This window comes from Escherichia sp. E3659 (genome assembly GCF_005781135.1).
Lineage (GTDB): Bacteria > Pseudomonadota > Gammaproteobacteria > Enterobacterales > Enterobacteriaceae > Escherichia.
In genome coordinates, this window is sequence record NZ_VATQ01000014.1 from 159,769 (window position 1) to 185,629 (window position 25,861).

The 25,861-nt window shown below is 58.7% G+C and carries 4 protein-coding genes; all 4 read left to right on the forward strand.

The genetic code is table 11. The features are described 5' to 3' along the window. The first annotated feature begins 155 nt into the window (after positions 1-155). The 4 genes from glsA (at position 156) to FEK47_RS12010 (ending at position 25,858) form a co-directional block, all read left to right on the forward strand. Positions 156-1,088, forward strand: coding sequence for a glutaminase A (glsA, locus tag FEK47_RS11995; protein WP_130215511.1), 933 nt, complete (start codon positions 156-158; stop codon positions 1,086-1,088). Between the two features lie 2 nt (positions 1,089-1,090). Further along, positions 1,091-2,383 (forward strand): APC family permease, encoded by a 1,293-nt coding sequence (locus tag FEK47_RS12000; protein ID WP_130223180.1) that lies wholly within the window; start codon positions 1,091-1,093, stop codon positions 2,381-2,383. A gap of 342 nt (positions 2,384-2,725) precedes the next feature. After that, positions 2,726-4,081, forward strand: a complete 1,356-nt coding sequence (locus tag FEK47_RS12005; protein WP_138183195.1) for a TolC family outer membrane protein — start codon at positions 2,726-2,728, stop codon at positions 4,079-4,081. 108 nt (positions 4,082-4,189) lie between these two features. Continuing rightward, positions 4,190-25,858, forward strand: a complete 21,669-nt coding sequence (locus FEK47_RS12010; RefSeq protein ID WP_138183196.1) for an Ig-like domain-containing protein — start codon at positions 4,190-4,192, stop codon at positions 25,856-25,858. The last annotated feature ends 3 nt before the right edge of the window (positions 25,859-25,861 follow it).

Consider the following 25,861-nt stretch of genomic DNA (forward strand, 5'->3'; position numbering starts at 1 on the left):
ATTAAAAAATTGGCGCAATTAGCATCAGAATTAGACATTTATCTCTTTGTTTTCCTTTATCTAAAGTACGGGTGCTAAGTTAAATCAGGATGCCTGAAAACTGGCATCGGGGTGAGGAAATACCTCCCGCATCTATAAAAAGGAGTTAACAAAAGATGTTAGATGCAAACAAATTACAACAAGCAGTGGATCAGGCGTACACCCAATTTCACTCACTTAGCGGCGGACAAAACGCCGACTACATCCCCTTTCTGGCGAATGTACCCAGCCAACTGGCGAGCGTCGCTATCGTAACCTGCGATGGCAATATCTATAGTGCCGGTGACAGTGATTACCGCTTTGCGCTGGAATCCATCTCCAAAGTCTGTACGTTAGCCCTCGCGTTAGAAGATGTCGGCCCGCAGGCAGTACAGGATAAAATTGGCGCAGATCCCACCGGACTTCCCTTTAACTCGGTCATTGCCTTAGAGCTTCATGGTGGCAAACCGTTATCACCGCTGGTTAATGCGGGGGCTATCGCCGCTGTCAGTCTGATTAAAGCCGAGAATGCAGAACAACGCTGGCAGCGAATTTTACATATTCAACAACAGCTTGCAGGAGAACAAGTCGCGCTCTCTGACGAAGTCAACCAGTCGGAACAAACAACCAACTTCCATAACCGCGCTATTGCCTGGCTGCTGTACTCCGCCGGATATCTCTATTGCGATGCGATGGAAGCCTGTGATGTCTACACTCGCCAATGTTCCACGCTCATCAATACCGTGGAACTGGCGACGCTTGGCGCGACGCTGGCGGCGGGCGGGGTTAATCCGCTAAGTCAAAAACGCATTCTGCAGGCCGACAACGTGCCATACATTCTGGCAGAAATGATGATGGAAGGGCTGTATGGTCGCTCCGGTGACTGGGCGTATCGCGTGGGTTTGCCAGGAAAAAGCGGCGTTGGCGGCGGCATTCTGGCGGTCGTACCTGGCGTGATGGGGATTGCCGCGTTCTCCCCGCCGCTGGATGAAGACGGTAACAGTGTTCGGGGTCAGAAAATGGTGGCATCTGTTGCTAACCAACTCGGCTATAACGTGTTTAAGGGCTGATCATGATGAACGCGGAAGGTGATAACGGTAACAAACCCCTCGGGCTATGGAATGTCGTTTCCATTGGCATTGGGGCAATGGTGGGGGCAGGGATCTTTGCCCTGCTGGGGCAGGCGGCGTTGTTAATGGAAGCCTCAACCTGGGTCGCTTTTGCCTTTGGCGGCATAGTGGCGATGTTTTCCGGTTATGCCTATGCGCGGCTTGGGGCGAGTTATCCCAGTAATGGCGGGATTATTGACTTCTTTCGCCGGGGATTAGGGAACGGCGTCTTTTCACTGGCATTATCCTTGCTTTACCTGATGACGCTGGCGGTGAGTATTGCTATGGTTGCCCGCGCATTTGGTGCTTATGCCGTGCAGTTTCTGCATGAAGGCAGCCAGGATGAGCATCTTATTTTGCTGTACGCGCTGGCTATCATTGCGCTGATGACGCTTTTCAACTCTTTAAGCAACCACGCGGTAGGCCGACTGGAAGTTATCCTCGTTGGCATCAAAATGATGATCCTGTTGTTGTTGATCATTGCGGGTGTCTGGTCGCTACAACCTGCGCACATTTCTGTCTCCGCGCCCCCCACTTCCGGCGCGTTCTTCTCCTGTATCGGGATTACCTTCCTTGCCTACGCGGGCTTTGGCATGATGGCGAACGCGGCGGATAAAGTAAAAGATCCGGCGGTCATTATGCCACGGGCGTTTCTGGTGGCGATTGGCGTTACTACGCTGCTTTACATCGCACTAGCGCTGGTACTGCTTAGCGATGTTTCGGCATTAGAGTTAGAAAAATATGCCGATACCGCGGTAGCGCAGGCCGCTTCTCCGCTGCTCGGGCATGTGGGGTATGTGATTGTGGTGATCGGCGCTTTACTGGCGACGGCTTCAGCCATTAACGCTAACCTGTTCGCGGTATTTAATATCATGGACAACATGGGCAGCGAGCATGAGCTGCCGAAGTTAATGAATAAATCCCTGTGGCGGCAGAGCACATGGGGCAACATCATCGTGGTGGTGTTGATCATGCTGATGACGGCGGCGTTGAATTTAGGCTCGCTCGCCAGCGTTGCCAGTGCCACTTTTTTGATCTGTTACCTGGCGGTGTTTATGGTCGCTATCCGCCTGCGTCATGATATTCACGCCTCGTTGCCAATCCTCATCGTTGGCACGCTGGTTATGTTGTTGGTGATCATCGGTTTTATTTACAGCCTGTGGTCCCAGGGCAGCAGTGCGCTGATGTGGATTATAGGCGCACTATTACTAAGCCTTATTGTGGCAATGGTAATGAAACGGAATAAAACGGTATAAACCTTCTTGTGCGCAGTGCTTTCTGCACTGCGCTTTTATTTTTTATCCTTAATTTAATCCCTTGCTTATGCCTTTAATAAATAATTCACACAAAAAAGATATATAGACGATAAAACTGTGATTTCTATCACTTCTTATCGTGGATTATTCTTAACGAGGATGATGGTAAACTAAAAGTCGTAGTGTATTCTTAATAAATAACGTATAAGCTTTTTCACTGCATTTCTTTTAATGGGGGAAGTAAAAACAAAAGAGATGCACAAGTTATTACCCTTCTTAAATAAAATGATGCTGGTTATAAAGATCAGTTAAAATAATGACCTGGAAGGAAGTGACTTATCTATGGCGCGATTACAATTAAAAAACCGTAAAAATAAAGGTCTGATATTTTTAATCAGTTTTATTGTGATGGGTGGAGACGCGCTTGCTGCGCCATTACCGCAATGGGCGAATGCCCCAGCGGTCACGCCGGTTGCCAGTTTATCGTTACAGGAAAGCATATTGCGTGCCTTTGCGCGAAACCCCGACGTCACCCAACAGGCGGCGCAGATAGGTATTGGTGAAGCGCAAATCGATGAAGCCAAAAGCGCCTGGTATCCGCACATCGGTTTAACGGGTAATGCGGGGCCTTCCCGGCAAACGGACTCCAGCGGCAGGCTTGATAACAACGTTTCTTATGGCATAACCCTGACGCAGCTGGTGTATGACTTTGGTAAAACCAGTAACGATATCAAACTGCAAACTGCCGCTCGTGACAGCTACCGCTTTAAATTGATGGCAACCCTAACCGATGTCGCAGAAAAAACAGCGACTGTTTATATGGAAGTCAGTCGTTATCAGGCTTTGTGCGACGCAGCGCAACGTAACATTCACTCTCTGGAAAACGTCTACAACATGGCTGCACTACGCGCCAACGCCGGGCTTAATTCATCATCCGATGAGTTACAGGCGCAAACGCGTATAGCGGGAATGCGCTCGACGCTGGAACAATATCAGGCACAGATGACAAGCGCCAAAGCACAGCTGGCGGTGCTCACAGGCGTACAGCCGGAGGCGATAGCTTCGCCGCCAGCCGCATTAGCCGAACAGCCAGTGTCGCTAAAAAAAATCGACTATCAGTCCATCCCTCTGGTACTGGCTGCTGAAAACTTACGCCAGTCTGCCCAGTACGGCGTGGAAAAAACTAAATCGCAATACTGGCCTACGCTCAGTATTCAGGGCGGCAAAACGCGCTACCAGACCAGCGACCGCTCGTATTGGGATGATCAGTTACAACTGAACGTCAACGCGCCGCTGTATCAGGGCGGCGCGGTTTCAGCCCAGGTGCAACAGGCCGAAGGGCAACAAAAAATCTCTGCCTCGCAGGTTGAGCAGGCAAAACTGGACGTGCTTCAACGAGCGTCGGTGGCGTATGCCAACTGGACTGGTGCACGGGGTCGTGAAGAGGCTGGGTTAGCACAATCTGAAAGTGCGCACAGAACGCGAGATGTCTACCAAAATGAATATAAATTGGGTAAACGCAGCCTGAATGATCTATTAACCGTCGAGCAAGATGTCTTTCAGGCGCAATCGGCTGAAATAAATGCCAATTATGATGGCTGGGTCGCCGCAGTGAATTATGCCGCTGCGGTTAATAACCTTATTCCATTAGCGGGAATTAAACAGGGCTTATACAACGACTTACCCGACTTGAAATAATCCTGCCATTATTAATATCAGGTATGCATCGTTGTTGAGTGATTACCCTTGTCTTATTTAGATAAATGGACTCGCTAAGGATGTGCGCCATTTATCAGGAATGCCATTATGAGCCTGATTATTGATGTTATTTCGCGAAAAACATCCGTCAAACAAACGCTAATCAATCCTGGCGACGTTACGGTTGTCATTTATGAGCCCTCTGTGGTGCAGGTTCATGCTCAGGCATCTGCCGTTGCGCGTTATGTTCGTGACGGAAATGACTTGTTGATCTATATGCAGGACGGCACGGTGATCCGCTGCAACGGTTATTTCCTGCAAGCGGCAAATACCAGCGAACAATCCGAACTGGTGTTTGCCGAGGGTCAACAACTGACCCACGTAACATTTGCCGATACCGCGGCAGGTGGATTAGCGCCCGTGGAGCTGACCGCTCAGACCACCGCAATTGAAAGCATTGCGCCGTACCTTGATATCGTCGGCCAGACGACGGCTTTCCCGTGGGGATGGCTGGCGGGGGCGGCGGTAGGTGGCGGCGCGCTTGGCGCTTTACTGGCAAGCGGTGGCGATGATGACTCAAAAACTGAAGTGGTTAACAACCCACCGCCAGCCGAACCCGGCAACGCCACGCCATCGTTTTTGGTAACCGATAATCAGGGCGATCAACGCGGTATTCTATCCGCCAACGATACCACCGATGACACTACGCCAACCTTTAGCGGCAGCGGGCAGGCGGGGGCGACCATCCAGATTAAAGACAGCAATGGTGACACCATCGCCAGTACTCAGGTCGGTAGCGATGGACGCTGGAGCGTCGATTTGCCCACGCAAAGCGCGGGCGAACATACCTGGTCAGTGGTGCAAATCGTCGGTAGCACCATTACCAACGCCGGGTCGATAACGTTAACCATCGACAATAGTCAGGCCGCCGTACAGCTCGCCACCACCGCAGGCGATAACATCATTAATGCCAGCGAACAGGCAGCCGGATTTACGCTTTCTGGCACCAGTAGCCATCTGGCACAGGGAACAGAACTCACCGTCACGCTTAACGGCAAAACCTACACCACCACCGTTGGGGCTAACGGTGGGTGGAGCGTGCAGGTGCCGACCGCCGATGCGCAAGCGTTAGGCGAAGGGAATCAGGCGGTGCTGGTCAGTGGGAAAGATGCCACGGGCAATACGGTCACTGGCGCGCAACTGTTAACGGTCGATACCCAACCGCCGACACTTGCTATCAACACCATCGCCCAGGACAACATTGTCAGCGCCGCCGAGCATAACGCCGCGCTGGTACTGAGCGGCACATCGAATGCGGAAGCGGGGCAAACCGTAACCCTGAACCTGAACGGCGTCACCCACACTGCAACCGTCGGTAGTGACGGAACCTGGCAAGTGACGCTGCCTGCGACAGAGGTACAGGCGCTGGCAGAAGGTGGCTACACGCTTAACGCCAGCGTCAGCGACCGGGCAGGAAACACCACCAGCAACAGTGCGAATTTCGCAGTAGACACCAGTGCGCCAGTGGTTAGCGTTAACACCATCGCTGGCGACGATATTCTTAACACCGCAGAACAGATTGTGGCGCAGATTATTTCCGGTCAGGTCAGTGGCGCTTCTCCGGGGGATACGGTCACCGTGAAGTTAGGTGCCACTGTTCTGACGGGTGTAGTGCTGGAGGACGGTACATGGAATGTGGCGCTGGATCCGGCGGTAACCCGCACCCTGGCGCGTGGCCCTAACGATATTATTGTCACGGTTACCGATGCCGCTGGAAATACCGGTACGGCGACTCATAACATCACCCTGGCGGGCGTTGCGCCGCAAGTGTCGATAGATGCTATCAGCGGTGATAACGTACTGAATTCGCTGGATTCTCAGCAGCCGCTAACGTTAAGCGGCACCAGCAATTTACCGGACGGCGGCACGGTTAGCGTGACGTTGAATAATGTCACGTATAGCGCTCAGGTTAGCGGCGGCGTCTGGTCACTGAACGTTCCGGTGAGCGATGTTGTCAATCTGGCGAACACCAACTACACCGTCACTGCCAGCGCCACAGATGTGACCGGCAACACCGGCACCGCGCAGAGCAATTTACTGGTCGATACGGTGCTGCCACAGGTGATCATCAACACCTTTGCGGGCGACAACATTGTCAACAACGCCGAAGCGGGGGCAGATCAAACCCTGAGCGGCGTCGTGGTGGGCGCCGCGCAGGGCGATACGGTAACTATTGAGCTGGGCGGCAATACTTACACGGCGACGGTGGGCAGTAATCTCACCTGGAGCGTGAACGTTCCGGCGGCAGATTTACAGGCGCTGGGCGACGGTGCGTTAACCATTAATGCTTCGGTTACCACCGTACATGGCAATACGGGCAGCAGTGCGCTTGATATCACCATCAGTGCCGGGCTGCCGGGGCTGCGCATTGACACCATCGCAGGTGATGATGTGATCAATGCCGTTGAGCAGCAGCAAAACCTGATCATCACCGGTAGCAGTACCAATCTTCCCGCTGGAAGAGTGGTCACTGTTTTGCTCGGTGGCAACACCTACCAGGGGGGGACCGACAGCAACGGCAACTGGCAGGTAGGCGTGCCTGCGGCAGATTTACAGGCGCTGACGCCGGGGACGATAGTGGTTAATGCCAGCGCAACGGACCCGGCCGGGAACCCGGTTTCCATCGATCGCAACGTGGAAGTCAATCCGGGCGCGGTGCTTATCACCATCAATACCGTCTCTGGCGATGACATTATTAATGCCGCAGAAAAAGGCGCGCCGTTAACGCTGACTGGCACCACGCAGCTGGTGGAAACCGGGCAAACCGTGGTAGTGAAATTCGCCGGGCAGACCTTTACCACCACCGTTCAGGCGGGGGGCGGCTGGAGCCTGACCGTTCCCGCCAGCGCGGTGAGTAGCCTGGCAGACGGCGCGGCGGAAATCACCGCGACCGTCACCAACATCAGCGGTAACACTGGCGACACCTCCCGTACCATTACCGTCGACAGCCAGGCCCCGGCGTTGAGCATCGATCCGCTGACCGCCGATAACATCATCAACGCCGCCGAAAGTGGTCAGGATCTGCAAATCACTGGCACCACCGACGCCCAGCCGGGGCAGACGGTGACCGTTACGCTGAATGGGCAGACGTATCAGGGCGTTGTGCAGCCAGACGGCACCTGGAGCGTGACCGTTCCCGCCGCGAATGTTGACGCACTGGCTGACGGCAACGCCACCGTCACCGCCAGCGTGAACGATATCGCAGGTAACCCGACCAGCGTCTCACGTGTGGCGCTGGTCGATGCCACGCCGCCCGTGGTAACCATTAATCCGGTGGCGACCGATAACGTCATTAACACGCCGGAACATACCCAGGCGCAAATCATCAGCGGCACGGTTACTGGTGCACAGGCGGGTGATATCGTCACCGTTACGCTGAATAATGTGGATTACACTACGGTGGTGGATGCTTCCGGCAACTGGAGCCTGGGCGTTCCGGCTTCCGTTGTCAGCGGACTGGTGGACGGCAGTTATCCCATCAGCGTTTCGGTCACTGATCGCGCCGGAAACACGGGCAGCCAGTCGCTGGCCGTCACGGTCGATACCGCCGCGCCAGTAATTGGTATTAACACCATTGCTGGCGATGATGTGATAAACGCCAGCGAAAAAGGGGCCGATGTTCAAATTACCGGTACCAGCGATCAGCCAGCCAATACCGCCATCACCGTGACGCTGAACGGGCAAAATTACACCACCACGACCGACGCCTCCGGCAACTGGAGCGTCACGGTTCCGGCATCGGCGGTAACCGCGCTGGGCCAGGCCAACTACACGGTAACGGCGGCGGTGACAAGCAGTATCGGCAACAGCGCCACCGCCAGCCATAACGTGCTGGTCGATAGCGCGTTGCCCGGTGTGACCATTAACCCGGTGGCAACCGACGATATTATTAACGCCGCGGAAGCGGGCGTAGCGCAAACCATCAGCGGGCAGGTTACTGGAGCCGCCGTTGGCGACACGGTAACGATTACGCTGGGCGGCAATACTTACACCACCACCGTGCAGGCCAATTTAAGCTGGAGCGTGAGCGTTCCGGCGGCAGATATTCAGGCGCTGGGTAATGGCGATTTGACGGTGAGCGCCTCGGTCACCAATCAAAATGGCAATACCGGTAGCGGCACGCGGGATATCACCATCGACGCCAATCTGCCCGGTCTGCGGGTCGATACGGTGGCGGGCGATGATGTGGTCAATATCATCGAACACGGGCAGGCGCTGGTTGTCACCGGCAGCAGCTCGGGGCTGGCAGAAGGCACGCCGCTTACCGTCACAATTAATAATGTGGAATACACCACTGCGGTGCAGGCCGATGGCAGCTGGAGTGTGGGCGTTACGGCGGCGCAGGTTAGCGCCTGGCCTGCGGGGACGGTTAATATTGCCGTGTCCGGGGAAAGTAGCGCCGGAAATCCGATAAGCATTACGCATCCGGTAACGGTGGATCTCACTCCGGCGGCTATCACCATCAACACTATCGCCACGGACGATGTGATTAACGCCGCAGAAAAAGGCGCTGATTTAACGCTTTCCGGCACCACCACGAATGTAGAAGCCGGGCAAACGGTCACCGTGACCTTTGGCGGTAAAAACTACACCGCTACCGTGGCGAGCGATGGTAGCTGGACCGCCACTGTTCCCGCCGCCGATCTGGCGTCATTAACCGATGGTAGCGCCTCCGCGCAGGCCAGCGTCAGCAATATCAACGGCAATAGCGCCTCGGCGGTGCATAGCTACAGCGTCGACAGCAGCGCGCCAACCATCATTATCAATACCGTCGCCAGCGACAATATCGTCAACGCCAGCGAAGCTGATGCGGGCGTGACGGTGAGCGGCACCACCACCGCCGAAGCGGGGCAGATTGTTACGATAACGCTCAATAGCCCGACCGTGCAGACGTATCAGGCAACGGTACAGGCCGACGGCAGCTGGAGTATTAATATTCCGGCGGCAGATCTTGAGGCATTGACCGATGGCAGCCACACCCTGACCGCGACGGTCAATGACAAAGCGGGCAACCCGGCGAGCACCACGCATAATCTGGCGGTGGATCTCACCGTTCCGGTACTCACCATCAACACCATTGCGGGCGATGACATTATTAACGCCGCCGAACACGGGCAGGCGCTGGTGATTTCCGGTTCCAGCACAGGCGGAGAGGCGGGAGATGTCGTCAGCGTCACGCTAAACAATAAAACCTACACCACGACGCTGGATGCTTCCGGCAACTGGAGCGTCGGCGTTCCGGCGGCGGATGTCACGGCGCTGGGCAGCGGCCCGCAAACTGTTACCGCCACGGTGACTGATGCGGCGGGTAATAGCGATAACGAGACGCACACGGTTACCGTTAACCTTACTGCGCCGACCATTGGCATTAACACCGTTGCTACCGATGACGTGATTAACGCCACCGAAAAAGGCGCGGATCTGCAAATTTCCGGCACCAGTAATCAGCCCGCAGGCACCACAATTACGCTGACGCTTAACGGGCAAAATTACACCGCCACGACGGACGCCGCAGGCAACTGGAGCACCACGGTGCCAGCCTCCGCCGTCAGTGCGCTGGGCGAAGCCAGCTACACGGTGACGGCGAACGTCACCGACAGCGCGGGCAACAGCAATTCTGCCAGCCATAACGTGCAGGTCAATACCGCGCTGCCAAGTGTCACTATTAATCCGGTGGCGAGCGACGATATTATCAACGCCGCCGAATCGGGCGTGGCGCAGACCATCAGCGGGCAGGTGACGGGCGCGGCGGCGGGCGATACCGTCACCGTAACGCTTGGCGGGAAAACCTACACTGCTACTGTGCAGGGGAATTTAAGCTGGAGCGTGGACGTTCCGGCAGCGGATATTCAGGCCATCGGTAATGGCGACCTGACGGTTAATGCCTCGGTAACCAACGGCGTTGGTAATACCGGCAGCGGTTCGCGAGATATAACTATCGACGCCAATTTGCCAGGTCTGCGCGTTGATACGGTGGCGGGCGATGATGTAGTCAACAGCATCGAGCACGCTCAGGCGCTGGTGATAACCGGTAGCAGCAGCGGGCTGGCGGCGGGCGCGGCGCTGACGGTGGTGATTAACACGGTCACTTACGCTGCGACAGTATTAGCCGATGGCACATGGAGCCTTGGCGTTCCGGCGGCAGACGTGAGTAACTGGCCTGCGGGGACGGTGAATATCACGGTTTCAGGCGCCAGTAGCGCCGGAAACCCGGTCACTATCACCCATCCAGTCACCGTCGATCTGGCGGCGGTGGCGATCTCCATTAACACCGTTTCCGGCGACGATGTGATTAACGCCGCCGAAAAAGGGGCAGATTTAACCCTTTCCGGCAGCACCTCCGGCGTGGAAGCGGGGCAAACGGTCACCGTCATCTTTGGCGGCAAAACCTACACCACCACCGTAGCAGGCGATGGTAGCTGGACAACCACCGCGCCTGCCGCCGATCTCAGCGCGTTACGCGACGGCGACGCCACGGTACAGGCCAGCGTCAGCAATATTAACGGCAACACGGCTTCGGCGACGCACGACTACAGCATCGATGCCACGGCCCCGACGCTTGCCATTAATACCATCGCCACCGACGATATTCTTAACGCCGCCGAGGCGGGCAGTCCGTTAACCATCAGCGGCAGCAGCACCGCCGAAGTGGGGCAGACGGTAACCGTCACGCTTAATGGCGTGACTTACAGCGGCACCGTCCAGGCGGACGGAAGCTGGAGCGTCAGCGTACCGACGGCGGATCTCAGCAATCTGACCGCCAGCCCGTACACGGTCAGCGCCTCGGTAAGCGATAAAGCGGGTAACCCGGCGACCGCCACTCACGGTCTGGCGGTGGATCTCACTGTTCCAGTGCTGACCATCAACACCGTCTCCGGCGATGACATTATTAACGCTACCGAACACGGGCAGGCGCTGGTTATTTCAGGCTCCAGCACTGGCGGCGAAGCGGGCGATATCATCACCGTCACGTTAAACAGTAAAACCTACACCACCACGCTGGATGCCTCCGGTAACTGGAGCGTCGGCGTTCCGCTGTCAGATGTCACCGCGCTGGGCAGCGGCCCGCAAACCATCACAGCCACAATTACGGATATCGCGGGTAATAGCGATGATGCCAGCCGCACGGTCACCGTAAATCTCACCGCGCCAACCATTGGCATCAATACTATTGCCGACGATGACGTGATTAACGCCACGGAAAAAGGCGCGGATCTGCAAATTACCGGCACCAGTAATCAGCCCGCAGGCACCACAATTACGGTGACGCTGAACGGACAAAATTATACCGCCACCACAGATGCTTCCGGCAACTGGAGTGCCACGGTGCCAGCCTCGGCGGTTAGCGTGCTGGGTGAAGCGAACTACACGGTAACGGCAAACGTCACTGACACGGCAGGCAACAGCAATTCCGCCAGCCATAATGTACTGATCAACAGCGCCTTGCCTGCTGTCACCATTAACGCGGTAGCGACCGACGATATTATCAACGCTGCCGAAGCGGGCAATGCGCAAACTATCAGCGGTCAGGTAACGGGCGCGGCGGCGGGGGATACGGTTACCGTTACGCTGGGCGGCAACACCTACACCACCACGGTGCAGGCCAACTTAAGCTGGAGTGTGGACGTTCCGGCGGCGGATATTCAGGCGCTGGGTAACGGTTCTCTGACAGTTAACGCCTCGGTCACCAATGGCGTCGGCAATACCGGCAGCGGCTCGCGAGATATCACTATCGACGCCAATCTGCCTGGTCTGCGTGTCGATACCGTAGCGGGCGATGATGTTATTAACAGCATTGAGCACAATCAGGCGCTGGTGATCACCGGGAGCAGCAGCGGATTAACGGCGGGAACGGCGTTAACGGTCGTTATCAATAATGTGACTTACGCCGCGACGGTGTTAGCCGACGGCACATGGAGCCTTGGTGTTCCGGCAGCCGACGTCAGCAACTGGCCTGCGGGTACGGTGGATATTACGGTAAGCGGCACCAACAGCGCCGGAACAACCTCCACCATTACCCATCCGGTCACCGTCGATCTGGCGGCGGTTGCCATCACCATTAACACCCTTTCCGGCGATGATGTGATCAACGCCGTCGAAAAAGGCGAAACGCTGGTCGTAAGCGGCAGCACCAGCGGTGTCGAAGCCGGGCAGACGGTGACAGTCAGCTTTGGCGGCAAAAATTACACCACCACTGTGGAAGCTAACGGTAGCTGGACGGTGAACGTACCGCCTGCCGATCTCGCTGCGCTGCCGGATGGCGCGGGCAACGTGCAGGCGAACGTCAGCAACATTAACGGCAATAACGCCCAGGCGGATCGCGCGTACAGCGTCGATGCCACCGCGCCGCTTGTGACCATCAACACCATCGCCAGCGACGATATTCTCAACGTGAGCGAAGCGGGCGCGGGGATCACCATCAGCGGCACCACCACGGCGCAGGCCGGGCAGACGCTGACTGTTACGCTCAATAACAACACGTACCAGACCACCGTTCAGGCGGATGGCACCTGGAGCGTGAATGTTCCGGCATCGGATTTAAGCGGATTAACCGCCAGCAGTTACACCGTGACCGCCACGGTGAGCGACAAAGCGGGTAACCCGGCAAGCGCCGACCACGCGCTGGCGGTGGATGTCACCGCGCCGGATCTCACCATTAACACCGTTTCGGGCGATGACATTATCAACGCCATCGAACACGGTCAGGCGCTGGTGGTGAGCGGCACCAGTACGGGCGCGGCGGCGGGCGATGTGGTAACCGTCACGCTGAACGGTAAAAACTACACCACCACGCTGGATGCCTCCGGTAACTGGAGCGTGGGCATTCCGGCGGCGGATGTCACGGCGCTGGCAACCGGCAGCCAGACCATCACCGCCAGCCTGAGCGATCGCGCGGGCAACAGCGACAGCACGACTCACGATTTGACCGTTGATCTCAGCGGCCCGTCGTTGACCATCAATGTCGTCTCCGGCGACGACATCATTAATAATGCGGAGAAAACTCAGGATCTGACCATCAGCGGTGGCTCCAGCGGCCTGGCGACAGGCACTACGGTCACCGTGATGTTGAATGGCCTGGCGTACAGTGCCACCACAGACGGCTCCGGCAACTGGAGCGTTACCGTGCCTGCTTCGGCGGTCGGCGCGCTGGGCGAGGCGGTCTATTCGATTAGCGCCAGCGCCACCGACAGCGCGGGCAACAGCGGCAGTACCACCCATACGGTGAATGTCGAATCGCTCCTGCCTGGGGTAATCATTAATACCGTGGCGGGCGATGACATTATCAACGCGGCTGAAATCGCTGTGGCGCAGACCATCAGCGGTCAGGTGACGGGAACGGCGGCTGCGGGGAACACGGTGACGGTCATCATTGGCGGCAATCAATATACCGCCACCGTGCAGCCAGATTTAAGCTGGAGCGTCAGCGTGCCTGCGAACGTTTTGCAGGCGCTGGGCAACGGTGAACTGACTATCAGCGCCTCGGTGACTAATGGCGTGGGTAATACTGGCACCACAACACACGACATCGTGATAGACGCCAATCTGCCAGGTCTGCGGGTCGATACCGTGGCAGGCGATGATGTGGTCAATATTATCGAGCACGGTCAGGCGCTGGTGGTCACCGGTAGCAGCACCGGACTGGCGGCGGGCGCGGCGTTGACGGTGGTTATCAACAATGTCACCTACGGCGCAACGGTACTCGCCGATGGCAGCTGGAGCGTCGGCGTTTCGGCGGCGGACGTGGGTAACTGGCCTGCGGGGACGGTCAATATTGCCGTCTCTGGCACTAACACTGCCGGAACCACAACCAGCATTAGCCATCCTGTCACGGTCGATCTCGCGGCCGTGGCGATCACCATCAACACCCTTTCCACTGACGATGTCATTAACGCCGCCGAAAAAGGCAGCGATTTGCAGCTTTCCGGCACCACCTCCGGCGTGGAAGCGGGGCAGACCATTACCGTTATTTTCGGCGGCAAAAGCTACACCACCACCGTGGCAACGGGCGGTAGCTGGGGCTTGACAGTTCCGGCAGCGGATCTCGCAACCTTGCCAGATGGCGCAGCAAACGTACAAGCCAGCGTCAGCAACGTAGCTGGTAACAACGCCCAGGCAACGCATGCTTACAGCGTTGATGCCACCGCGCCAACGATCACCATCAACACCATTGCCAGCGACGATATTCTTAATGCCGCGGAAGCGGGATCGGCGCTGACCATCAGCGGCACCAGCACGGCGGAAGCCGGACAGACGGTGACCGTGACGCTAAACGGCGTCGATTACATCGGCAACGTACAAGCAGACGGAAGCTGGAGCGTCAGCGTACCAACTGGCGATTTAGCCAACCTTACCGCCAGCCCCTATACAGTGAGTGCGGCGGTCAGCGACAAAGCCGGAAATCCGGCTTCGGCAACGCATAATCTGACGGTGGACCTTGCCGCTCCGGTCGTCACCATTAACACGGTAGCGGGCGATGACATCATCAACGCCACGGAACATGCTCAGGCGCAGATTATCAGCGGCTCGGCAACGGGCGCGACTACGGGTAACTCAGTTTCCGTGACGATTGGCACGACCACCTACACCACCGTGCTGGACGCCAACGGCAACTGGAGTATCGGCGTGCCTGCCAGCGTGATTTCCGCACTGGCGCAGGGTGATGTGACCATTACCGCCACGGTCACCGACTCCGCAGGCAACAGCGGCACAGCCTCGCACATTGTCAGCGTGGCGCTCGGTGCACCCGTGCTCGGCATCAACACCATCGCCGTCGATGACATTATCAACGCCACGGAGAAAGGCGCGGATCTGGCGATTTCCGGCACCAGCAACCAGCCTGCGGGTACGCAGATAACCGTTACGCTCAACGGGCAAAATTACACCACTACTGCCGATGCTTCCGGTAACTGGAGCGTGACCGTTCCGGCGTCTGCGGTTGGTACGCTCGGTGAAGCGACTTATACCGTAACCGCCGCCGCAACCGATGCCGATGGCAACAGCGGTTCCGCCAGCCATAACGTACAGGTTAATACCGCGCTGCCGGGCGTCACCATTAACGTGGTGGCAACGGACGATATTATTAACGCCGCCGAAGCGGGCGTGGACCAGACCATCAGCGGGCAGGTGACGGGTGCGGTGGCAGGCGACACGGTAACCGTCACGCTCGGCGGGGCGACTTACACCGCCACGGTGCAGGCGAATTTAAGCTGGAGTATTAATGTTTCGGCAGCCGCTTTACAGGCATTGGGCAACGGCGAACTGACCATTTCGGCTTCGGTAACGAACAGCGTAGGCAATACCGGTAACGGCACGCGTGAAATCACCATCGACGCAAATCTCCCCGGTCTGCGGGTCGATACCGTGGCGGGCGATGATGTGGTCAACATTATCGAGCACGGTCAGGCGCTGGTGATTACCGGCAGCAGCTCCGGTCTGGCGACGGGCAGTAACGTCACGCTGACCATTAACGGGCAAACCTATGTTGCGGCGGTGCTGGCGGATGGCTCATGGAGCGTCGGCGTTCCGGCGGTGGATGTCAGCGCCTGGCCTGCGGGGACGGTCACGATTGCCGCGAGCGGCAACACCACCGCCGGAAACCCGGTCAGCGTTACGCATCCGGTGACTGTCGATCTCTCGGCGATTGCCGTCAGCATCAACGCCATTACTGCCGATGATGTGATTAACGCCGCTGAAAAAGGCGCGGCGTTAACGCTCTCCGGCAGCACTTCTGGTGTGGAGGCCGGACAAACGGTCACCGTCACCTTTGGCGGCAAAACCTACACTGCAAGCGTCGCGGCGAATGGTTCCTGGAGTACCACGGTTCCGGCGGCAGATATGGCGGCCCTGCGTGATGGCGATGCCAGCGCACAGGCCAGCGTCAGCAATGTTAACGGCAACAGCGCCACTACCACCCACGCTTACAGCGTCGATGCCAGCGCGCCAACGGTGACCATCAACACTATCGCGGGCGACGACATTCTTAATGCCGCCGAAGCCGGTGCGGCGCTGACCATTACTGGCAGCAGCACGGCGGAAGCGGGGCAGACGGTGACCGTCACCCTCAATGGCGCAAACTATACCGGCACCGTACAGACGGACGGCAGCTGGAGCGTCAGCGTGCCGTCAGCCGACTTAAGCGCGCTGACCGCCAGCAACTACACCGTCAGCGCGGCGGTGAGCGACAAGGCCGGAAACCCGGCCTCCGTTAACCACAACCTGACGGTGGATACTTCCGTTCCGGTCGTCACCATCAACACGGTGGCGGGCGATGATGTGATCAACGCGACGGAACACGCCCAGGCGCAGATTATCAGCGGCTCCGCCACGGGTGCGGCAACCGGTAGCACCGTGACGGTGACTATCGGCATAAACACCTTTACCACCGTGCTGGACGCCAGCGGTAACTGGAGCGTCGGCGTTCCGGCAAGCGTCGTCTCGGCGCTGGCGAACGGCACGGTGACCATTAACGCCAGCGTCACCGATGCTGCCGGAAACAGCGGCAGCGCCACCCATCAGGTGACAGTCAACACCGGGCTACCAACCATTACCTTTAACGCCATCAGCGGCGATAACGTCCTGAACGCCGATGAAAAAGGCCAGCCGTTGACCATTAGCGGTAGCAGTACGGGGCTGGCGACAGGCGCACAGGTGACCGTCACGCTCAACGGTCACAACTACAGCGCCACCACCGACGCAGCAGGCAACTGGACCTTAACCGTGCCTGTCAGCGATCTGGCGGCATTAGGTCAGGCCAACTATGCCGTCAGCGCCAGTGCCACCAGTGCGGCGGGCAACACCGCCAGCAACCAGGCGAATTTGCTGGTCGACAGCGGCCTGCCGGGCGTCACCATCAATACTGTGGCGGGTGACGATATTATCAACGCCGCCGAAGCAGGGGCCGATCAAACCATTAGCGGGGTGGTCACTCGTGCCGCCGCTGGCGATACGGTTACTGTCACTCTGGGCGGCAACACTTACACCGCTACGGTACAGGGCAACTTAAGCTGGAGCGTCACCGTTCCGGCAGCCGATCTTCAGGCGCTGGGCAATGGCGATTTGACGATTAACGCCTCGGTCACCAACGCGAATGGCAATACGGGTAGCGGCACACGGGATATCACCATTGACGCCAACCTGCCGGGGCTGCGCGTGGATACGGTAGCGGGCGATGATATCGTCAACAGTATCGAACACGGACAGGCGCTGGTAATCACTGGCGGCAGTAGCGGCCTGAATGCAGGCGTGCCATTGACGATCACGATTAACGGTACGGCTTATTCCGCCACGGTACAGGCAGACGGGAGCTGGAGCGTCGGCATTCCGGCGGCAAACGTCAGCGCATGGCCTGCGGGGCCGTTAGCCGTTGAAGTGACAGGCCAGAGCAGCGCCGGAAATCCGGTCAGCGTCAGCCATCCGTTCACCGTCGATTTAACGGCGGTGGCAATCAGCATCAACACCGTCGCCAGCGACGACGTGATTAACGCCGCCGAAAAAGGCACCGACCTGCCCCTTTCCGGCAGCACCAGCGGGATTGAAAGCGGGCAAACCGTTACCGTCACCTTTGGCGGCAAAACCTACACCGCAAGCGTCGCCGCCAACGGAAGCTGGAGCGTGAACGTTCCGGCGGCGGATCTGGCAACTCTGCCAGACGGCGCGGCGAACGTGCAGGCAAGCGTCAGCAGCGCGAGCGGTAACAGTGCCTCGGCGACCCATGCGTATAGCGTCGATGCCAGCGCGCCGACGCTCACCATTAACACCATCGCCAGCGATGACATCCTTAACGCTACGGAGGCCGGAAGCCCACTCACCCTCAGCGGCACCAGTACCGCCGAAACCGGGCAGACGGTCACCGTCACCCTTAATGGCGCAACCTACAGCGGTAATGTGCAGGCGGACGGTAGCTGGAGCGTCAGTGTTCCCACTTCAGCCTTAGGCGTGCTGACCGCAAGCAATTACACCGTCGGCGCCACGGTCAACGACAAAGCGGGCAACCCCGGCAGCGCCAGCCATAATCTGGCGGTAGACACCACCGCGCCGGTACTCACCATTAACACCGTGGCGGGCGATGACATCATCAACGACGCTGAACACGGGCAGGCGCTGGTGATTTCCGGCACCAGCACGGGCGGGGAAGCGGGCGATGTGGTGAGCGTTGTGCTCAACGGCAAAACCTACACCACCACCCTGGACGCCTCCGGTAACTGGAGCGTTGGCGTTCCAGCAGCGGATGTTACGGCGCTGGGCAGCGGCGCACAGACCATCACCGCCAGCGTCAGCGATCGGGCGGGTAACAGCGATGACGCCAGCCGCACCGTGACCGTCAGCCTCAGCGCGCCAGTGATTAGCATCAACACCATTGCGGGCGATGATGTGATCAACGCGACGGAAAAAGGATCTGATCTGGCGCTTTCCGGCACCAGCGATCAGCCTGCGGGTACGGCGATCACCGTCACGCTGAACGGACAAAACTACAGCGCCACCACCGACGCCTCCGGCAACTGGAGCGTCACCGTTCCCGCCTCGGCGGTCAGTGCGCTGGGCGAAGCGACATATAGCGTCACGGCGAGCGTCACCAACGTCCAGGGTAACAGCAGCACCGCCAGCCATAACGTGCAGGTCAATACCGCACTGCCGGGCGTCACCCTTAATCCGGTGGCGACGGACGATATTATCAACGCCGCCGAGGCAGGCAGCGCGCAAACTATCAGCGGCCAGGTAACCGGGGCGGCGGCGGGCAGTACCGTCACCGTTGAACTGGGCGGTAAAACTTACACCGCCACCGTCCAGCCAGATTTAAGCTGGAATGTGAGCGTACCAGCCGCTGACTGGCAGGCGTTGGGTAACGGTGAGTTAACGGTTAACGCCTCGGTGACCAACGCCGTTGGCAACACCGGCAGCGGCACGCGCGATATCACCATCGATGCCAGTCTGCCAGGTCTGCGGGTGGATACCGTCGCAGGCGATGATGTGGTGAATATCATCGAACACGCTCAGGCGCAGGTGATTACTGGCAGCAGTTCCGGTTTTGCCGCAGGTACGGCGTTGACGGTGGTGATTAATAACCAAACTTACGCCGCCACGGTGCTGGCGAACGGCAGCTGGAGCGTCGGCGTTCCGGCGGCGGATGTCAGCAACTGGCCTGCGGGAACGCTGAACATTACCGTTAGCGGCGCGAACAGTGCCGGAACGCAAACCAGCATTACCCATCCGCTGACCGTTGATCTCACCGCCGTCGCCGTCAGCATAAACAGCATCACCAGCGATGATGTGATTAACGCCGCCGAAAAAGGCGCGGCGCTAACGCTCTCCGGCAGCACGTCCGGCGTCGAAGCGGGGCAAACCGTTACCATTACTTTTGGCGGTAAAACCTACACCACCACGGTGGCGGCTAACGGTAGCTGGAGCACCACCGTTCCGGCTGCGGATATGGCGACGTTGCGTGATGGCGATGCCAGCGCCCAGGTGCGGGTGACTAACGTCAACGGCAACAGCGCCACGGCAACGCATGAATACAGCGTCGATAGCGCCGCGCCAATGGTGACCATCAACACCATTGCCGGCGATAACATCATCAACGCCAGCGAAGCGGCGGCGGGCGTAACGGTTTCCGGCACCAGCACGGCGGAAGCGGGGCAGACGCTCACCGTCACGCTTAATGGCACCAACTACCAGACCACGGTGCAGGCAGATGGCAGCTGGAGTTTAACGCTGCCTGCCAGCGACTTAACCGCGCTGGCCAATAACGGCTACACCCTGACCGCCACGGTCAGCGATCTGGCGGGTAACCCCGGCAGCGCCAGCAAAGGCGTGACCGTCGATACCACTGCGCCGGTGATCAGTTTCAACACCGTGGCGGGCGATGATGTGATTAACAACGTCGAACACACTCAAGCGCAGATTATCAGCGGCACCGCCACGGGCGCGGTAGCGGGCGACCGCCTGGTGGTGACCATCGCCGGGCAGCAGTATGTCACCAGCACCGATGCCAGCGGCAACTGGAGCGTCGGCGTGCCTGCCAGCGTGATTTCCGGCCTTGCGGACGGCACGGTGACCATCAGCGCCACCATTACCGATAGCGCAGGCAACAGCAGCACCCAGACCCACAACGTGCAGGTGAACACGGCGGCGGTATCGCTCTCAGTCAGCACCATCAGCGGCGATAACCTCATTAACGTCGCTGAAGCAGGCAATGCGCTGACCCTTAGTGGCACTGGCACTAATTTTGCGACAGGCACGGTGGTGACCGTGTTGCTTAACGGCAAAGGCTACAGCGCCACCATTCAGAGCAACGGGAGCTGGAGTGTGAATGTGCCAGCGGCAGACGTTGCGGCACTGGCGGATGGCACCAGCTATACGGTTAGCGCCTCCGCGCAGGACAGTGCCGGAAACAGCGCCACGGCTTCGCGCAGCGTAGCGGTAGATCTGACCGCACCGGTTATCAGCATTAACACCGTTTCGACGGACGACCGACTCAACGCCGCCGAACAGCAGCAGCCGTTAACCCTTAACGGCTCGACCAGCGCGGAAGTAGGGCAGACGGTCACCGTGACCTTTGGCGGCAAAACCTATACCGCCACGGTTGCCGCCAATGGTACCTGGGCGCTGAACGTGCCTGCGGCGGATCTGGCATCGCTCGGGCAGGGCGCGCAGACCATTACCGCCAGCGTGAACGATCGCGCCGGTAACCCCGGACAGGCCACGCACGCCCTGACCGTCGATACCGTTGCGCCGACGGTGACCATCGCCACCGTGGCGGGCGACGATATTATCAACAACGCCGAACAGCTCGCCGGGCAAACCATCAGCGGCACCACCACCGCCGAAGTGGGCCAGACGGTGACCGTTACCTTTAACGGGCAAACCTGGACTGCAACGGTTGGCAGCGGCGGAAGCTGGTCGGTCTTTATTCCGGCGCAGCAGTTTGCCGGATTAAGCGACGGCAGCTACACCATCAGCGCGACGGTCGCCGATCAGGCCGGAAACCCCGGTAGCGCCAGCCGTGGTGTCACGTTGAACGGCGACGTTCCCACCGTCACCATCAACACTTTTGCGGGCGATGATGTAGTGAACGCGGCGGAACATGGCTCGTCGCTGGTTATCAGCGGCACCACCACCGCGCCGGTCGGGCAGACGCTAACCCTGACCTTAAACGGCAAAACCTACACCACCACCGTGCAGACGGGCGGTAGCTGGAGCTACACGCTCGGCAGCGCCGATGTCACCGCGCTGGCGGACGGCAACGCCTACGTGATTAACGCCTCGGTGAGCAACGCCATTGGCAATTCCGGCAGCAGCAATCACACCATTACTGTCGATCTCAGCGCCCCGGCGATGGGCATTAATATCGATTCCCTGCAAGCCGACACTGGCCTTAGCGCCAGCGACTTTATCACCAGCGTCAGCCCGGTGGTGGTCAACGGCTCGCTCACCGCCGCGCTTGCCAGTAACGAGACGGCGCAAATCAGTATCGACGGCGGCGTAACCTGGACCACGCTTACCGTTACCGGCACGACCTGGCGCTATAACGACAGCCGCACGCTGACCGATGGCAACTATCTCTATCAGGTGCGGGTGATTGACGCTGCGGGCAACGTCGGCGCGACCGACAGCCAGAACGTGGTGATCGACACCATCGCGCCAGATCCAGCAGTAAAAACCATCGCCATCAGCGCGATCACCACTGATACTGGATTGATTACTAACGATTTTGTCACCAGCGACACGACGCTTGCGGTGAGCGGCACGCTGGGTGCGGCGCTTTCTGCCGGTGAGTTCGCGCAAATCAGCATTGATGGCGGCACCACCTGGCAGAATCTTTCGGTAAGCGGTTTGACCTGGACGTACCTTGACGGGCGTACGCTGACCGATGGCAACTACAACTACCAGGTGCGGGTGATCGACACCGCCGGAAATATCGGCGCGACCGCCAGCCAGATAGTCACCGTGGACACCACCGCGCCGCTGGCGAGCAAAACCATCGCCATTGCGGGCATCAGCGATGACACCGGGTTAAGCAGCAGCGATTTTGTTACTCGCGATACCACGCTGACCGTGCGCGGCACGCTCGGCGCGACGCTTGCCGCCGATGAACGGGCGCAAATCAGCCTCGACGGCGGTGTCACCTGGACAACCTTAACCGTTATCGGCACCAGCTGGAGCTATGCCGATGGTCGCACGCTTACCGACGGCACCTGGAACTACACGGTGCGGGTGGTGGATCTGGCGGGGAACGTCGGGCAGACGGCGACGCAAAACGTGGTGGTCGATACCACCAGCCCGGAAGCGGCGAAAAGCATCACCATTACCGGCATCAGCGATGACACCGGAGCCAGCAGCAGCGATTTTATTACCAGCGATACCTCGCTGACCGTGCGCGGCGTGCTGGGCGCGGCGCTCGGCGCTAACGAGTTCGCGCAAATCAGTACCGATAACGGTGCAACCTGGGTGAACGTAACGCTGGCGGCAGACGGCCTGAACTGGAGTTACGTTGACGGACGCACGCTAACGAATGGCACGACGACCTGGCAGGTGCGGGTGGTCGATCTGGCAGGTAACGTCGGTGCAACCGGCAGCCAGACGGCGCAGATCGACACCGTTAACCCGGCGCAGGTGCTCACCATTGCCAGCATCAGCACCGACACGGGGAGTTCGTCCACCGACTTTATCACCAGCGATACCACGCTCACGCTGACCGGTTCGCTGGGGGCGGGGCTTGCCAGCGGCGAAGTGGCGCAGATTAGCCTTGATGGCGGCGCGACCTGGACCACGCTCACCACCAACGGCACGCAGTGGACTTACACCGACAGCCGCACGCTGACCGATGGCAGCTACATTTACCAGGTGCGGGTGCTGGATCTGGCGGGAAATACCGGCCCGGTGGTGTCGAAAACGGTGGTGGTCGATACGATTAACCCCACCGCCACGCCGACCATTGTGTCGTACACCGATGATGTCGGGCAGCGGCAGGGGACGTTAAGCAGCTCGCAGGCTACCGACGACACTACGCCGCTGCTGAACGGCGTGCTCTCCGCTCCGCTTGCCAGCGGTGAAGTGGTTTACCTCTACCGTAACGGCCTGCTGTTAGGCGCGGTGACAATGGTCGGCGCACTGAACTGGACCTACAGCGACAGCGGGCTGGTCAGCGGCGCCTACACCTACAGCGCACGGGTAGTGGATCTGGCAGGAAATATCACCTCCTCCAGCGATTTTATTCTGACGGTCGATACCTCTATTCCGACCACGCTGGCGCAAATCACCAGCCAGACCACGCGCGACACCACGCCGATTATCAGCGGCGTAATCACCGCGGCACTCGCCAGTGGGCAGTATGTCGAAGTGGTCATCAATGGCAAAACCTACACCTCGCAGCCGGGCGGTGCGGTGGTAGTCGATCCGGCGCACAACACCTGGTATGTGCAACTGCCGGATACCGATGTGCTGGCGGCGTCCGCGACCGCCTATAACGTGACCGCGCAGGTAAAAAGCTCGGCGGGCAACGGCAACACCGCTAACGTCAGCAATGGCACGGTGACGGTTAACGCGGCGATTGATTACACGCCCGCCTGGACAACTGCCAATAAAACGACCGCCTGGGGGCTGACCTACGGCCTCGACAACCACGGGATGTGGACGGTGCTGGCTAACCAGCAAATTATGCAATCAACCGATCCGCTCACCTGGTCGAAGACCGCACTGACGCTGGTGCAAAGCGGCAACAACTACGCCACCAGTTCCATTGCCGATTACGATCGTAACGGTACAGGCGATCTGTTTATCACCCGTGATGACTACGGCACGGGCTATATCAACGGCTTTACTAATAACGGCGACGGCACCTTTTCCAGCGCCATTCAGGTGAACGTCGGCACGCTGACGTGGTATGGCTCGATTGTGGCGTTTGATAAAGAGGGCGACGGCTATCTCGATTTCTGGATTGGCGACGCAGGCGGGCCGGACTCCAACACCTTCTTGTGGAATAACGCAGGCACTCTGGTAGGCAACTCCACCACCGCCAACAACGGAGGAAGCGCCACGGTCGGCGGGGTAGTAAACGGCTATCTTTCCCTTAACGAAGGTTCCGGCGTCGATCTGAATAATGACGGCAGGGTAGACCTGGTTCAGCACACCTTCAACCTGAACAACTATTACACGTTGTCTTCGCTCATCAGCCAGGGTAACGGCACTTTTGTCTGGGGACAAAACACCATCAATACCTTCCTCAGCGTTGCAGGCAGCGGCGGCAACTCGACATCTGTCTCCATGACCTGGGCGGATTTCGATGGTGACGGCGATATGGATCTGTTCCTGCCCGCCAGCCAGGGAAGAGCTAACTACGGCTCGCTGTTATTTAATACCAACGGCGTACTGGGGAGTCCAGTGGCGGTGGGGGCAACGGCAACGACCTACGCCAGCCAGTTTAGCGTGGCGGTGGACTGGAACCACGACGGCCTGATGGATATCGCCCGTATCGCCCAGACCGGACAATCGTATCTTTACACCAACGTTGGCGGGGCCAGCAACTGGACGCAGTCGGTACTCGGCGGCAGCCAGAGCGGCACTACCAGCGGTGTGGCAGCAATGGACTACGACTGGGACGGCGCGGTGGATGTGCTGGTAACCAAACAGTCGGGCAGCGTGTTCCTGATCCGCAACACCAACACGGTGAGCTACGGCACTTCGCTGCACTTACGCATCACCGATCCCAACGGCATTAACGTCTATTACGGTAATACCGTAAAACTCTACAACTCGGCGGGTGTGCTGGTCGCCACGCAAATTATCAACCCGCAGTCGGGGATGGGGGTTAACGATACCTCGGCGCTGGTCAATTTCTACGGGCTGAATGCCGGGGAAACCTACAACGCGGTGCTGATCAAATCCACTGGCACCACCGCCAGCAATATCGACCAGACGGTCAACACCACCTGGGGCGGCTTACAGGCCACCGATGCCACTCACGCTTACGATCTCAGCGCCGAAGCAGGCACCGCAAGCAACAACGGCAAGTTCGTTGGCACCGGTTATAACGACACCTTCTTCGCCACCGCAGGCACCGACATCTACGACGGTTCCGGCGGCTGGGTGTACAGCTCCGGCACCGGAACGTGGCTGGCGAACGGCGGGATGGACGTGGTTGATTTCCGTCTCTCAACGGTGGGCGTGACCGCGAACTTAAGCAGCACCGCCGCGCAGGCTACCGGTTTTAACACCTCAACATTTACCAATATCGAAGGCATTTCCGGCTCGAATTTTAACGACACTCTGACCGGCAGCAGCGGCGATAACCAACTGGAAGGGCGTGGCGGTAACGACACGCTCAACATCGGCAACGGCGGTCACGACACCTTGCTCTATAAACTGCTCAACGCCAGCGACGCCACCGGGGGCAACGGCTCGGACGTGGTGAATGGCTTTACAGTAGGCACCTGGGAAGGCACCGCCGACACCGATCGCATTGATATTCGCGAACTGTTACAGGGCAGCGGCTACACCGGAAACGGCAAAGCCAGCTACGTCAACGGTGTGGCGACGCTGGATGCGCAGGCCGGGAACATCAGTGATTTTGTCAAAGTCACCCAGAGCGGCAGCGACACCATCGTGCAGATCGACCGCGATGGCACGGGCGGCAATTTTGCGACAGCTAACGTGGTCACGCTGACGGGCGTGCATACCGACCTCGCCACTTTGCTGGCGAATCATCAGTTGATGGTGGTGTAGATA